Source organism: Mangrovimonas futianensis (assembly GCF_021245805.1).
Lineage (GTDB): Bacteria > Bacteroidota > Bacteroidia > Flavobacteriales > Flavobacteriaceae > Mangrovimonas > Mangrovimonas futianensis.
Map to the genome: position 1 here is coordinate 36,041 of NZ_JAJJNF010000004.1, position 15,730 is coordinate 51,770.

Consider the following 15,730-nt stretch of genomic DNA (forward strand, 5'->3'; position numbering starts at 1 on the left):
TTATTGCGTTACCATTTTTTCTTCCTCTTCCAACTTAATTAATGCCTGACGGTATTCTTCAGGTAATACCTTAATAAATTGAGGCAAATACGTTTCCCACTCTTCCAATACTTTTTGAGCTAAAGGGCTCAATGTCGCATTGTAATGATTTTCTACCAACTCCTTCAGAAGTAAGACCTCCTGTTCCTCCTCAACGGGCAATAGATTCAAGTGTTCTGAATTGCAATGCGCCTTAAAGGTTTTGGAATCATCTAAAACAAAGGCAATACCGCCACTCATACCAGCACCAAAATTCCTACCTACTTTTCCAAGAATGACAGCTACACCACCTGTCATGTATTCGCAACCATGGTCGCCAATTCCTTCTACAACGGCCTTGGCACCCGAATTTCTAACACAGAAACGCTCTCCAGCTTTTCCATTGATATAAACTTCACCAGAGGTTGCTCCGTAAAGAGTCACATTGCCAGTAATGACATTATCTTGCGGAATAATATCCGATTCTTCGGGAACTTTTATTATTAGTTTAGCTCCTGAAAGACCTTTCCCCAAATAGTCGTTGGTATTTCCGTTAACAATCATGGTAAGTCCTTTGGTTCCAAAAGCACCAAAACTTTGACCTGCCGAACCTGTAAAATTCAAATTCAAGGTGTTTTCGGGTAAACCTTGGGCCCCATATATTTTTGAAATTTCATTGCTTAAAATAGCCCCTACCGCGCGGTCAATATTGGTAATTTTGAAATCGAGATAGGTTTTTTCCTTCCTAAAAATGGCAGGATGAGCCATTTCTAAAATTTTAAAATCAAGGTGCGTTTCTAAATGATGTTCTTGATTCTCAGCATGGTGAATTTTGACATGCTTCGGTGTACGAATTACATGCAGAATGGGTGACAAATCAATTCCTGAAGACTTGAAGTGCTCAATAGCTCGATTGCGATCCAATTTTTGAACTTGCCCGACCATTTCATCAACCGTCTTAAATCCTAACTGGGCCATAATCTCTCGCAATTCCTGAGCCACGAAATACATGTAATTAACAACATGCTCTGGTTTTCCTTCAAACTTTTTACGTAACTCCGGATTTTGGGTTGCGATACCTACAGGACAGGTATTTAAATGACATACCCGCATCATGATACATCCAGATGCCACCAATGGTGCCGTGGCGAATCCGAATTCTTCAGCTCCTAACAAGCAGGCAACCGCTACATCTCTTCCAGTTTTTAATTGTCCGTCACACTCTAAAACCACGCGACTTCTTAAATCATTCATCACCAACGTTTGTTGTGCCTCAGCAACACCCAATTCCCATGGCAACCCGGCATGTTTTAAGGAAGTAAGCGGTGAAGCCCCTGTACCGCCATCATGACCAGAGATTAAAATCACATCTGCCTTGGCTTTGGCCACACCAGCAGCAACCGTACCCACTCCCACCTCGGAGACCAATTTCACATTGATACGGGCCTCTCTATTGGCTGATTTTAAATCGTAAATCAACTGGGATAAATCCTCAATGGAGTAAATATCGTGATGGGGAGGTGGCGAAATCAATCCCACATAAGGGGTCGAGTTTCTCGTTTTGGCAATAAATTTGTTCACTTTAGGACCTGGCAATTGGCCACCCTCTCCCGGTTTGGCTCCTTGAGCCATTTTAATTTGAATTTCTTGAGCGCTAGTCAGGTAATTTGAAGTCACCCCAAAACGACCCGAAGCCACCTGCTTGATAGCACTGTTTCGCCAATCACCATCCGGACTCTTATAAAACCGCTCTTGATCTTCTCCTCCTTCTCCCGAATTGCTTTTTCCTCCAATACGGTTCATGGCAATGGCCAAATTCTCATGCGCCTCTTTACTTATGGAACCATAAGACATGGCGCCCGTTTTAAAGCGTTTAACAATATCTGTCCAAGGTTCTACCTCATCAATAGGGATCGGGTCAAAATTTGTAAACTCAAACATACCTCTGAGTGTCATCAATGCCTTTGACTGGTCATTGACCAACTGCGAATATTCCTTATAGGTTTTCGGGTTGTTTTGACGAACCGCTTCTTGCAATTTGGCAACAGACAAAGGATTGAACATATGTTTTTCTCCATTTCTCCTCCATCTGTATTGTCCCCCAATTTCCAAATCCAAATTAGCCTCAATATCCTTGGCCTTGTAGGCCGCTTTATGTCTTTTCCTTATTTCCTTTTCAATTTCATGCAAACCAATACCTTGAATCCTTGTCACCGTATTTGGAAAATACTTTTCCACTGTTTTGGTGTTGATCCCGATACACTCAAACAACTGGGCACCCCTATAGGAGTTAAGGGTTGAAATCCCAATCTTGTTCATAACCTTTAAAATCCCTTTACCGACTGCCTTGTTGTAATTCTGAATGGCTGTTATAAAATCAACATCTACAATTTCCTTTTCTTTTAATTGCTCTTTGATAATCTCATTAACCATATACGGATTAATGGCACTAGCGCCATAACCAAACAATAGGGCAAAATGATGAACTTCCCTTGGTTCTGCAGATTCTATGATAATACTTATTTTGGAGCGTTTCCCTAAAGCATAAAGTCCGTTGTTCACATAAGAACAAGCCAATAAAGCAGGAATAGGTGCTTTCTTATCATTGACGCCACGATCACTTAAAATAATAATATTTGTACCCGTATCGATAGCCTCCGAAGCTGTTTTAACCAAAGCTTCGAGCCGTTCTTCCAAACCATTAACACCCTTGCCCACTTCATACAACATGGAAATGGATGTTACTTGGTAATTAGGGCTTTTATCATAGTGTTTGATCTTATCTAAATCCTGTTTGGAAATTACTGGATTTTGAATTTTCAGCTTCCTACAATGCTTCTCGTTTATCTTAAAAATATTGGTATCACTACCTAAGGTCAAACTGATATCTGTAATCAACTCCTCCCTAATACCATCCAATGGCGGATTGGTTACTTGAGCAAACAGTTGTTTAAAATAATTGTATAAGAGTTGTGGCCTTTCAGACAATACCGCTATAGGGGTATCACTCCCCATAGAACCGATCGGTTCTTTGCCTCCTTGAGCCATTGGTTTAATAATGGTATTCAAATCTTCCTGGGTATAACCGAAAACAGTTTGTCTTTTATGAAGACCTTCTTCCAGATGAATGATGGGTCCGTCACCATAAGGAATATCCCTAAGATGTATTAAATTATTCTTCAACCATTGCTGATAAGGATGCTTGGAGGCGACTAATTCCTTAATTTCCTCATCGTTCACAATTCGTCCTTCATCCATGTTCACCAAGAACATTTTACCCGGTTCCAATCGGCCATGGAATTTGACATTTTTTGGATCGATTTCTAAAACACCCGTTTCTGAAGACATGATGACATAGTCATCCTTGGTAACCGTATACCTTGATGGTCTCAAGCCATTCCTATCCAATAGCGCACCAATGTATGTACCATCAGTAAAAGGAATAGAGGCCGGACCATCCCATGGCTCCATTAAACAGGAGTTAAATTCATAAAATGCCTTTTTGGTTTCAGACATTTCTGGGTTTTTCTCCCAAGCCTCAGGAACCAACATCATCATGACTTCTGGCAAACTTCTGCCAGTCATCAACAACATTTCAACCACCATATCCATTTGGGCTGAATCTGATTTTCCTTTAAGAACAGTAGGAAGCACCCGCTTCAAATTCTTTCCGAATAAGTCACTTTTCATTAGCTCTTCACGGGAAAACATTCGAGACACATTTCCTCTTAAAGTATTTATCTCTCCATTATGACACATGTATCTAAAGGGCTGAGCCAAATCCCAAGTTGGGAAGGTATTGGTAGAAAATCGTTGATGTACCAAGGCTAATTTGGCATCCAATAAAGGATCTTGTAGATCCTTGTAATAGACACTAATATCCTCTGGCATCAAAAGTCCTTTATATATAATGGTCTTGGTTGACAAACTGGGTAAATAGAAAAAACTGGCCTCAGAAACCCTAGAATTATAAATGGTATGTTCTGCTATTTTTCTAGCTGTGTATAACTTTACTGTAAAGTCAAAATCGGTTTGCTCATCATTTTCTTTACCTATAAAAACTTGTCTTATAGTAGGTTCTGAAACCTTAGCTATTCTACCAATATTTGAGTTGTCAACGGGCACATTTCTCCACCCCAGAAGCTTGAGACCTTGCTCCTTAATGGCCTCTTCAAAAACAGTGACACAATAATCTGTTTGATTAATTTTCTTGGGAAGAAACACATTACTCACAGCATATTGTCCGCGTTCGGGCAATTCAAAGCCACAATTCTTCACAAAAAAGTCATGTGGAATATCAATCAAAATACCAGCACCATCACCAGTTCTTCCATCAGCACTTACGGCTCCTCTATGCTCAAGTTTTACCAAAATTTCGAGCGCCTTGTGAATGATATCATTGGAACGTTTTCCTGTGAGACTACAAATAAAACCGGCACCACAATTATCATGTTCAAATTCGGGTAAATACAATCCTTGTTTCTTCATCATTGTTCTTTCGTTTTTAACTATTAAAATTGGGGGAAAAGGATTTCTAAGTTACGGAATAAAGAAGCCCTATCCTTAAAATCCAATCATTATTACGAATTCCTTAAAATACCCTTATCATTTTTTTAATAAAAAAAATAATCAACCTAATTATTATCGACTTTAAAATAAAAAACAGAAGTTTTACGATGTTAATTTGTTAAAATCATCAACTTTTATCAATTTTAATCAGGAATAAAAGCCCGCAAACCGGCTATAGGCCTACGATTACAGAATTTAAATATATTTTAAGTTCAACCCTATTTTTAAAAGGGGTTGAATGCTATTTTTTATCAATTACTAAGTTTTAACCATCATTTTTTTAGGGTATAATGTCTTTTTTTATAGATTTACACCCGAAAAATTTGTTCTAATTTTTTTGAAATGAAAAAAATCGAAGCCATCATCAGAAAATCAAAATTCAGCGAAGTCAAAGAAGCCTTACACGAGGTTGGGGTCATGTTCTTTTCCTATTGGGATGTCACCGGAGTAGGCAATGAAAAAGAGGGCCATGTTTATCGTGGTGTATCCTATAGTACCAGCGATATTCAAAGACGCCATTTATCTATTGTAGTCAATGATGATTTTGAGGAAATCACCATAAAGACCATTTTAAAATCGGCTGCTACGGGTGACGTTGGTGATGGGAAAATTTTTGTAAGCGATATCAATGAAGTTTACAGAATACGAACAGGAGAAAAAGGAGGAGATACTTTAAAATAATTAATAGCTATGGAATTAACTATCAACAATGTTTGGATGATGATTTGTACCGCCTTGGTTTTTTTTATGCACCTAGGCTTTGGTTTTTTGGAGATCGGTTTAACCAGACAGAAAAACACCATCAACATCCTATTTAAAAATATGTTCATCATCACTTCTGGACTGCTTCTTTACTACATTATTGGTTTCAACCTGATGTATCCTGGAAGTTTTTGTCTTGGAGGTGTTTTACCAGATTACTTCATTGACCTTTTTGGACTCTCCCTTCCTGAAAATGGTTTGACAGCTGAATATGCAGATGGCGGTTACACTTATTGGACCGACTTCCTGTTTCAAGGTATGTTTGCAGCCACAGCAGCAACTATCGTTTCTGGTGCCGTTGCCGAACGTATAAAAATAGGCCCGTTTATGATTTTCACCATCATCTACGTAGGCTTGGTTTATCCTATTGCGGGCTCTTGGAAATGGGGAACGGGGTTTTTGGATCAAATGGATACTCCCTTTTATGATTTTGCAGGATCTACCCTTGTACACTCCGTTGGGGGTTGGGCAGCTTTGGTTGCTGTTTGCCTATTGGGCCCCAGAATTGGGAAATTCAAAAATGGCAAACCACAAGCCATTCCAGGTCATAACATTCCTCTAGCTACAGCTGGGGTCCTAATCTTATGGTTAGGTTGGTTTGGATTCAATGGTGGATCAGTATTATCAGCCGACCCAAGCGCCACTTCAATTACTTTAGTTACCACATGTTTGGCCGCAGCTGCGGGAGGTATGTCTGCCTCTATATTTTCAACTTTGATGTATAAAAACATGGATTTAACCATGTTGCTGAATGGTATTTTAGGCGGTTTAGTTGGTATAACAGCAGGAGCTGACCAAATGAGTCCATCTGACGCCATATTTATTGGGGTTGTTGCCGGAATTATAATCGTTTTAGGTGTTGCTTTGATTGATAAATTAAAACTCGATGACCCTGTGGGTGCTATTGCAGTACATTTAATATGTGGAATCTGGGGAACGCTTGCCGTTGGAATCTTTGGAAACTTGGCAGGAATGGATCAATTCTTAAGTCAGTTAATCGGGATTGCATGCTATGGTATTTTTTGCTCCACCTGTGCTTTTCTCATCATTTTCACCCTCAAAAAAACCATGGGTATTCGCGTATCAGAAAGGGAGGAATTGGAAGGATTGGATGCTCACGAACATGGCATGGATGCCTATCCTGACTTTCGTTTGAACGAACATTAGAAAGCATTTAATATCAGATATTTTAAGGGTCATTTTTTTCAAATGGCCCTTTTTCATTTTAACTTACTTTAGTTTTTCAATACAGATTAAATTCGTAGTTTTGCCCACGATATTAATAACGAGGAAAGATTTGAACTGATTGCAACCTCTATAAAACAATGCTAAAGCAGTACTTGCTACAAGTATTCTCTTGCAATCCCTCTCCTTTTCTCGGAAAAATTAAAGTAATATGTCATATTTATTTACTTCGGAAAGTGTTTCTGAAGGACATCCAGATAAAATTGCAGATCAGATAAGCGATGCATTAATTGATAACTTTTTGGCCTTTGACAAGGATTCCAAAGTTGCCTGCGAAACGCTAGTAACTACAGGACAGGTTATTTTGGCTGGCGAGGTTAAATCACATACTTATTTAGACGTTCAAAAAATTGCCAGGGACGTTATCAATAAAATCGGTTACACCAAAGGCGAGTATATGTTTGACGGAAATTCCTGCGGGGTACTTTCTGCCATCCACGAGCAATCTGACGATATCAATCGTGGAGTTGATAGAGCTAGCAAGGAAGAGCAAGGTGCCGGTGACCAGGGAATGATGTTCGGATACGCCACCAAAGAGACCAATAATTATATGCCTTTAGCATTAGACCTTTCTCATGTTATTTTGAAGGAACTGGCTGTTTTAAGAAGAGAAAATAAAGACATTACCTATTTACGCCCCGATTCAAAAGCACAGGTAACTATTGAATATAGCGACGACAATATTCCACAACGGATTGAAGCAATTGTGGTATCTACGCAACATGATGAGTTTGACGAGGACGAGGCCATGTTAGAAAAAATAAGAACCGACATTAAGAACATCTTGATTCCAAGAGTGGTGGCTCAATTACCTAAACGCAACCAAGAACTTTTTAATGACGATATCAAATACCACATCAATCCTACTGGCAAGTTTGTCATTGGAGGACCTCATGGGGATACTGGTTTAACTGGTAGAAAAATAATCGTGGATACTTACGGGGGTAAAGGTGCACACGGTGGTGGAGCGTTTTCAGGTAAGGACCCAAGTAAGGTTGACCGAAGTGCTGCTTACGCCACAAGACACATTGCTAAAAACTTAGTAGCAGCTGGTGTATGTGACGAGGTATTGGTACAGGTAAGCTATGCTATTGGAGTCGTGGAACCAATGGGAATTTTTGTAGATACCTACGGTACTAAAAATTTGGCCCTGTCTGATGGTGAGATTGCAAAAAAGGTTTCTGAAATTTTTGACATGAGACCAGCAGCTATTGAAGAGCGCCTAAAACTAAGACAACCCATCTATAGTGAAACTGCTGCCTATGGCCATATGGGAAGAGATAACGAAATCGTAACCAAAACCTTTTCACAACCTAACGGGGAAACCGTTACCCTAGATGTGGAATTGTTTACTTGGGAAAAATTGGATTATATAGATCAAGTAAAAGAAGCGTTTGGTTTATAAGCTGAATACCTTTAAGTATAAAAAAAAGCCTTCCAACTTGGAAGGCTTTTTTGTTTTATAAATTATAAACCGCTCTTAACGTAATAAATCGTGGCTGTATGTAGTAATCGTTGATACTTATAGAAAAGTCTGACACATTGGTTTGTGACTGCGACTGGGTATTTAACAAGTTGGTTGCCTTCAACTCAAACTCCCACTTAGCATCTTGATCCTTACGGTAATTTAAACTGGCATCCCAAAAATCAAACACCTGCGCCTCTCGATCTTGAGGACTAACACGCGTATAAGCATACTCTGTCCTAAAGGTAAATCGCTTCCAAATTAAAGCATCAAACTCGACACTTGGCGCATTGGTAAAGGTCTTGTTATAGGTAGTTCCTAAATCGGAATCCTGTATCCCAAAACGGTATCCCACTTCAAAATTAGGAGCCTCCCTAAAATTGGACCCCAATTGCATTCTGTAGTTTTGATTGTAATTCTCATTGATAGAACGAAGTCCATTAATGAACTGGTTAAACTTGGTATAACTAAAATTGGCACTTGCCGTGGCTCTCAACTTTTTAAAAGTACGCTGAAAACGACCATTGGCACTTAAACTTTCATCAGAAAAATTAGAATTAAAAGGGGATGACAAACGAATCACGCTACCATCTTCAAAAATGGATTGATTACGTATTTGATCAATGTTTTTGTTATAATTGATGTTGGCAAACACATTGGTATAGTTGAACATATTAAAGCTGAAATAAGTCAAACTCACATTATGTGACAACGAATTTTCCAAAGCATAATTACCCGTAAAAAAGGAATTGTAATTGTTCATGACTATTCCTTCTGCCAACTGATTGACATCGGTAAATTGTGTTTGCATGCGGTAGTTTATGTTGATATGCTCACTTTTTTTCAATTGGATACGCGTGTCAAAATCGGGTAAAAACTGGAAGAAGTTATTGGTATAATCAATGTTGAATTGTTCATTTTTTGAACTATAGGAATGCACCGAAAAACCAGGGGTAAACGTAAATATACCAGCCTTTAGTTGGTAGTGTAACCCCATATATAAATCAGAAAATGTGTAATTGATATCATTTCCTATGAGTCCGTCGTTTATTGAGGGAGCAGGATCTAATGTTTCATTACTATCCAACAATTGAAATATATTGGAGTTGAATTTTTGATTGCTATAAATGGTTCCTAAGGTCAAGTTCAAATTGCTTTTTTGATTCAAGACATACCAATAGTCCAATTTAGCATCCAACTGATTGGTCTTAACACGTTTTTCTTGATTGATATTATAAACTGATTGATTTAAATCCAGCCCCAAACCATTTGCGGTTGAATAATAGTTATCTGCATCATCAGGTCCATCCATATTCTCCAAGACTGCATTGTAGAAGGGATCCTCATCCTGCAACAAATGCTGTACCTCTAAGGCAAATATATTTTTATCGTTTAGGGTATAGTAATAGTTCAAATTCTGATTGATACTATATGGATCTGAGTTTTCCGATTGATCGGTATTCCCCAAAACAGAGGACACCACATATTGATCCTGAGACTCCTTTGAGGTTCTTGCTAAAATATCGTAATCCAATTGGTTGCTGGAATTCGGTTTGTATTTAGCACTTAACTTGACCATTCCCAAATCACTTTTTTGGTTGGTATTGGTCTGGGTATCTTCATCTGGAATACCCAGATTGCTATTCGTATACTGTATGGAATTGTTTTCCTGCATCCTAGTACGGTTGCTGGTAAAAATGGCAAAACCACTTAAGTCTAACGTCTTTTTAGGAGAATAACTAAAATTAAGAGCTGCGAACTTTGAATTAATCTCCTTGGCTCGGTTATTTTGCATAGTTAAAAAACCAAGATTATTATTCCCTAAGCTTATGTTGGTCCCACTTTGACGACTAGGCATCCGGAATCCTCCAGAAAAATTAAAATAGTCTCTACGCGTAAAAGCGACCTCGCCGATATTATTTAAGTCACCAATGAAGTTAATACTGTATTTCGGGTTATAATAAAATAGCTTAGGCTGAACCAAATACAAACCATCTTCACTAGCCAAACCAGCACCAGCCGTTACTGTTCCAAACCAAAAGTTATCCTTTCCTTCTTTCAGCTTGATGTTGATGGCGATGTTATCCTGATTGTTTTGAACGCCGCTAAGCTGTCCTACCTCAGCAAAGTTTTTTAAAACCTGAACCTTGTCTACAGCATCTGAAGGAATATTTTTGGTTGCCAATTTGGAATCCCCATCAAAAAAATCCTTACCCTCGACCATGACTTTAGAAACCGTCTTTCCTTCCACCTTTATTTGACCATCATCATCAATTTCCACTCCTGGCAACTTTTTGAGAACATCCTCAAGCTTACGTTCGGTACCTGATTTAAAGGAATCGGCATTATAAACAAGCGTATCCCCTTTAACCGTTACTGGCATCTCATAAACCAATTCAACCTCATCCAAAGTATTATCTGATGATAAAGTAAAATCCTTGATGACATTAGACTCTCCCGTGGTCACCTCTTCGTTATAGGTTTTCATTCCTACATAACTCACTTGAATAGAATACATGGAATTGGTTTCCAAATCCAATTTGAATTTTCCTTTGTCATTTGTAATCCCATAAGACTCCAAGGCATTGGTTACTTTGTTTATGGCGATGACATTAGCCAATTCCAACGGGTTTCCAACACTATCCTTTACAACACCCTGAAGGGTAATTTGTGAAAAAGCTTGCCCGCTAATAATAAGGCATAGCACAATTATTATTTGTTTCATTTGATTTTTTTGATTGGTAAGTAATATTAAAATTAGCGTCGATGACCACCTCCGCCACGTCTTCCACCATACATTTCGCGCATTTCTTCCATTTTATCTTTCATGATTTGGTTATACTCTTTGCGAGTCACCTCTTGGCCTTTTGTAGGTTTTTTGATTTCTTCTTTTTCTTCTGGATTTAAAACTATTTTGGAGCAAAGAATGGTAGTTCTATCTGCATTAACCTCTAAAATTAAACCTGGTAGCCCCCAATATTCACCAGGTCCTTGGTTTACTGGTATTTGAGGTGTGTACCAAGCTACTACTTCTATTTCCTTAGGCACTTCAATCTCATCCATAGGATCTTTTACTTTCGTTGAGTCCGATTCCTTTTCTGCCTCTTTCTTTTCATCATTATCACGACGGCGTCTCATACTTCTAAAATCCATTTCATCCACAGGTTTTATGGCAGTAGCCTTAAAACATGTGTATTGACCAATCTGCTTGGTTTCTGAACCCATAGTCCATTTAAGTTGTGGTAAGGAATCGTTGATTAAAAATTTCTTTCCAAAAAACTCCTGTTCTTGCAACAATTGTTGATCTTTTACATTCTTGTATTGCGGGCCGGCAGTAAAACTCCCCATCATTCTGAATCCACCTCCTTGACCAGGTGCATCCAATTTTTCCTGCTCTTTGTAAATGGACTCAAATCTATTAAAGCTTAGTTCATAGGTCTTTTCAAGAAAACTTTTCATGCGCTCTTGCATCATCTTCTTCTGTGCTTCAGACATCTCTCTACCTCCAAAATTACCCATATCCATGGTTGTTTTGGATTCATAAAATGCCTTTCCTTGAAAGTCTTGAGCTTGGATAAAAGTTGAAAAAAATAATAGAATGACCAGAAGTCTCTGAGTAGTACTAGAATTCATCGATGATTGTTTTTAATTAACTTAAGTTAGCTATAGGACTCATTTAAACCCAAATAGTTAAATCCTCAAATGTTAAAAAAAACTTAAAAAATCATCCCCCAATTCTAATTTCTATGTTGTTCCCATCCTTTTTACGATTATAACTATTGCGCTCTTGAAACTCTTTTAATTTCTCTTCAGCGATAGTTTCAAATTCCTTTTGTGTTACTTCTTTCCCGCTTGTGGGCTCAACAATTTGATCTGCCTTTTTACTATTTAATACAATCTTGGAGCATATTGTGGTTTCCTCCCCATCATTCACTTCCAAGATCAAACCTGGCAATCCAAAGTACAATGCAGGACCACTATTTACCGGGATTTGTAGCGTGTACCAAGCTGTAACAGTAATCGTTTCGGTTTCATGATTCTTGATTTCAAAATCAGGATCTTCATTTACCTTCATAGTGTCTTCCCTTTTTTCACGCTCGATTGTTTTGGTAGCCTTAAAACAGGTATAGTCCCCAATATTCTTGGTTTCTTTCTCCAACTTCCAATCGTGAGGTTCTAGGGCATCCTTAATTAAAAATATTTTCCCCATGAGTTCCGATTGATTCACATAACGGCCTTCTTTTGTATTCTTATAAAGCTCACCATCACCTCCATCGGCTCGAACCATCATAACTTGAGCTCCAGTTGGGTTTGGCAATCCCAAACTTTCTTCCTCTTTATAGATAGAAGCCTCTTGATTGAAAGTCAATTTGTAAGTTTTCTCAAATTGTTTTTTGAGCATTTCCATAAGTTGCGTTCTCATTTCCCCATTCACTTTGGTGCTATCCAACTGAATGTTCAGTTTCCTCTTGGTTTTATAGGTAGCCTCTCCAACAAAATTTTGGGCGGATACCCAGGACCCCATTAACAGGAGTCCAAAGACTAAAATTTTACTTATTGATTTCATACTGTTGTTTTTTGATTTGTTATTTGACCATACAAAAATGGGAAAAGCTTAATTTTTAAAAGGTTAACCTGTGTTAACGTGTGTTAACCGATTAGTTTAGTTTCTCATTTCCATCTACTTTTGATTTATGAATCATTCCAAATATCAAATCATTCTTTACGTCATTGTCTTGGTTATAATTAGCACCATAGGCATCCAAGGGTATTGGAATTACAAAAACTACCAAAGCCACAGACGCCAATTGGTAAATGATGTGCAAACGAGTCTAGACAAAGCCGTTGACGATTACTACACCCAACTGGCAGAGAAAACAACTTTTGCTTTCTCCTTTGTAAATGATACCATAAGCTCCGCAGATCATGAACATTCTAAAATTTCCTCAGTTTTAAAACATTTCGATTCCACTAAATCGTTACTGAATTTTTCAAAAGATTCTATCAAGGGAGTGAAAATTTACACGGGGTATAGTGCCGATTCCATTATGGAACTTGCCCAAAGCGATTTGGAAAGAAAAAAGGACTCTTTAATTCAATCTAACATCAAAAACAATGTTCAGTATTTAGACATTAAAAAATTGACTTCCAAGGTGATGATTTCTATCAATTCAGATTCCATTTCGTTAGATAATCTTTCTCATTTGGTAAATAAGGAATTGAACCGAAAGCAATTGGACATCACCTACCAGCTAAGTTTCAAACCAAAGAATCAAGAAACCAAAAAAGCCCATGTTTGGAATCCCAACACCTTAGAACCGCCTTATCTTGAAACTCAATCAAAATCAAATTTTCTGCCCAAGGGCAGCCAATTGACCATTCAATTTTCCAACATTTCCAGCATTTTGCTGAAAAGAATGGTCTTAGGTATCTTGATATCCCTGACCTTGATTTTAGGCGTTATTGCCTGTCTTTTTTATCTATTGAAAGTCATTCGCAACCAAAAGCAATTGGCCGAGGTCAAAAATGACTTGATTAGTAACATGACCCATGAATTCAAAACGCCTATCGCCACAATTGGGGTTGCCTTGGAAAGTTTAAAAGATTTCAATGCACTCAACGACCAAAAACGAACCGAATCGTACCTCAACATTTCCAACCAGCAATTAACTAAATTACATATGATGGTGGAAAAATTGCTGGAAACCGCCACTTTGGACAGTCATGATTTGGAACTCAACCTAGAATCCACCAATATCAATGACCTCCTGTTGCAATTAAAGCAGAAACATCAATTACAAACGAACAAAACCATTCATTTTTCACACCCCGATGAACACATTTTCGCTCTTTTGGATGCTTTCCATTTTGAAAATGCCATAAATAATGTTCTTGATAATGCTATAAAATATGGCGGTGACATCATCAAGATGACCCTCAGTAAAGAAAATAAACGGGTTTTAATTTCCATTTCTGATGATGGCAAAGGCATTTCCAAATTGCATAAAGAACATATTTTTGATAAATTTTACCGAGTTCCACAAGGAAACACCCACGATGTTAAAGGCTTTGGAATTGGTCTCTTTTACACCAAAACCATCATTGAAAAACACCATGGAAGCATCTCTTTAGATTCTAACACCAAACAAACCACTTTTACAATAAGCATTCCCCATGGATAAAGATATTCATATACTTTTGGCCGAAGATGAACCCGCTTTAGGGATGATCATCAAGGAGAGCTTGGAAACCAGAAATTTTAAGGTAACCCACTGCCTTGATGGACAGGCTGCCTGGGAAAACTTTCAAAAACAGGAACCCCATTTATTGGTTTTGGACGTCATGATGCCAAAAAAAGATGGCTTTTCGTTGGCTAAGGATATCAGGACAATGAATGACTCTATCCCCATAATCTTTTTAACCGCCAAATCCCAAACACAAGATGTGGTGGAAGGCTTTACCATAGGAGGTAACGACTATCTCAAGAAACCCTTCAGCATGGAGGAACTCATCGTTAGAATAAATAATCTTTTGAATAGAGTTAACCTGCAAAAAAACTCGGAGGTTTTGAAAATAGGCCACTACAAGTTTGATTTCCCCAAACAGACCTTAACATTCCAACATGAAGAACCTCAGCAATTGACGCATCGCGAATCACATTTATTGTTCCATCTTGTAAAAAATAAAAATCAGGTATTAGATCGCTCTTTAATTCTGAACAAACTTTGGGGCAATGATGATTTTTTCAATGCCCGAAGCATGGATGTGTTTATCACCAAATTGAGAAAAAAATTGATTCAGGATAGTAACATTCAAATTATCAATGTTAGAGGATATGGTTACAAATTAGTTTGCTGATTTCTGCTTCAATTTTTGTAATTTCAATCCCGTATGAAATGGATTCAATTTGCCCTCCTACTTTTTCCCTTGTTCCTGATAGGACAAACTTCCATCCGTGGAGAATTGGTTCAAAAAGTGCCATTGGATGTAGATCGCTTAGAAGGTGTTGATAATTTTGGGACCTTATATTACACCAAGAATAATATATTTTATAAAAAATCGAATACTTCGGAAATTAATTACAGCAACGTTCAATTGGGTAATATGACATCTACCAATACCTTCAACCCATTGAAAATGCTTTTATTCTATAAAGATTTCAATACGGTAATTATATTGGATAATCGTTTGGCAGAAATTTTTAAAATTGATTTTAACACCACCAATCCTTATAAAAATGTGAGTCATATTTCCACTGGAAATGACAATACCCTATGGCTTTTTAATATGGACAACCAAAAATTGGAGCTCTATGATTACAAAACCAAAAAAGTGCGAGCCACAACGGTACCAGTAAGCTCCCAAGTATTGGATATAACAAGTAACTATAATTTTTGTTGGCTCTTGACTCAAAACTTCTTGTACAAATACAACTATTTTGGAAGTATGGTTCAAAAAATACCAAATGACGGTTATTCAAAAATTTCCATGTTCAATGAAACCACCTACCTTCTTAAGGACCAAGCACTGGTTCAATTGGATAAAAATTTTGAAACCTTCACCCCTCTTGTATTGGGCGATTTGTTAATAAATCAGTTTTTTGTAACCAACGAAACCTTGTATATTTACGATTCCAAATTTCTTAACCAAATCCACTTAAAATCTAACTAG

The 15,730-nt window shown here is 37.8% G+C and carries 10 protein-coding genes; 6 read left to right on the forward strand and 4 right to left on the reverse strand.

Features of this window, described 5'->3' with window-relative positions; translation table 11 throughout:
* On the reverse strand, window positions 1–4,506 hold the full coding sequence (gltB, locus tag LOK78_RS07505; RefSeq protein WP_232634650.1) for a glutamate synthase large subunit: 4,506 nt from the start codon (window positions 4,504–4,506) through the stop codon (window positions 1–3).
* A gap of 423 nt (window positions 4,507–4,929) precedes the next feature.
* Between gltB and LOK78_RS07510 the strand changes: the two genes are divergently transcribed.
* From LOK78_RS07510 to metK, 3 genes are all read left to right on the forward strand, one after another.
* The gene (locus LOK78_RS07510; RefSeq protein WP_053969768.1) at window positions 4,930–5,268 is read left to right on the forward strand and encodes a P-II family nitrogen regulator; all 339 of its coding nucleotides are present in this window, start codon (window positions 4,930–4,932) and stop codon (window positions 5,266–5,268) included.
* A gap of 9 nt (window positions 5,269–5,277) precedes the next feature.
* Window positions 5,278–6,516, forward strand: a complete 1,239-nt coding sequence (locus tag LOK78_RS07515; protein WP_053969769.1) for an ammonium transporter — start codon at window positions 5,278–5,280, stop codon at window positions 6,514–6,516.
* Between the two features lie 229 nt (window positions 6,517–6,745).
* On the forward strand, window positions 6,746–7,999 hold the full coding sequence (gene metK / locus LOK78_RS07520; protein WP_232634506.1) for a methionine adenosyltransferase: 1,254 nt from the start codon (window positions 6,746–6,748) through the stop codon (window positions 7,997–7,999).
* Between the two features lie 55 nt (window positions 8,000–8,054).
* Here the strand turns inward: metK and LOK78_RS07525 are convergent, their stop codons facing one another.
* The 3 genes from LOK78_RS07525 to LOK78_RS07535 all read right to left on the reverse strand — a co-directional run bounded on the left by LOK78_RS07525 (window position 8,055) and on the right by LOK78_RS07535 (window position 12,626).
* Window positions 8,055–10,784, reverse strand: coding sequence for a carboxypeptidase regulatory-like domain-containing protein (locus LOK78_RS07525; protein ID WP_232395758.1), 2,730 nt, complete (start codon window positions 10,782–10,784; stop codon window positions 8,055–8,057).
* A gap of 32 nt (window positions 10,785–10,816) precedes the next feature.
* Entirely contained in the window at window positions 10,817–11,692 is an 876-nt protein-coding gene (locus LOK78_RS07530; protein WP_232634507.1) for a GLPGLI family protein, read from the reverse strand.
* Window positions 11,693–11,783: 91 nt separating this feature from the next.
* Window positions 11,784–12,626 carry a GLPGLI family protein gene (locus LOK78_RS07535; protein ID WP_232405915.1) on the reverse strand — a complete coding sequence of 281 codons (843 nt, stop codon included), beginning with the start codon at window positions 12,624–12,626 and terminating at the stop codon, window positions 11,784–11,786.
* Between the two features lie 127 nt (window positions 12,627–12,753).
* On the opposite strand from LOK78_RS07535, the gene LOK78_RS07540 reads away from it, so the two are divergent.
* From LOK78_RS07540 to LOK78_RS07550, 3 genes are read left to right on the forward strand one after another with little or no spacing between them, the layout of a single operon-like run.
* Entirely contained in the window at window positions 12,754–14,241 is a 1,488-nt protein-coding gene (locus LOK78_RS07540; RefSeq protein WP_232634508.1) for a sensor histidine kinase, read from the forward strand.
* Entirely contained in the window at window positions 14,234–14,917 is a 684-nt protein-coding gene (locus LOK78_RS07545) for a response regulator transcription factor (RefSeq protein ID WP_232395754.1), read from the forward strand. Before LOK78_RS07540 ends, LOK78_RS07545 begins: the two co-directional genes overlap by 8 nt.
* 33 nt (window positions 14,918–14,950) lie before the next feature.
* Window positions 14,951–15,730, forward strand: a complete 780-nt coding sequence (locus LOK78_RS07550; protein ID WP_232395753.1) for a hypothetical protein — start codon at window positions 14,951–14,953, stop codon at window positions 15,728–15,730.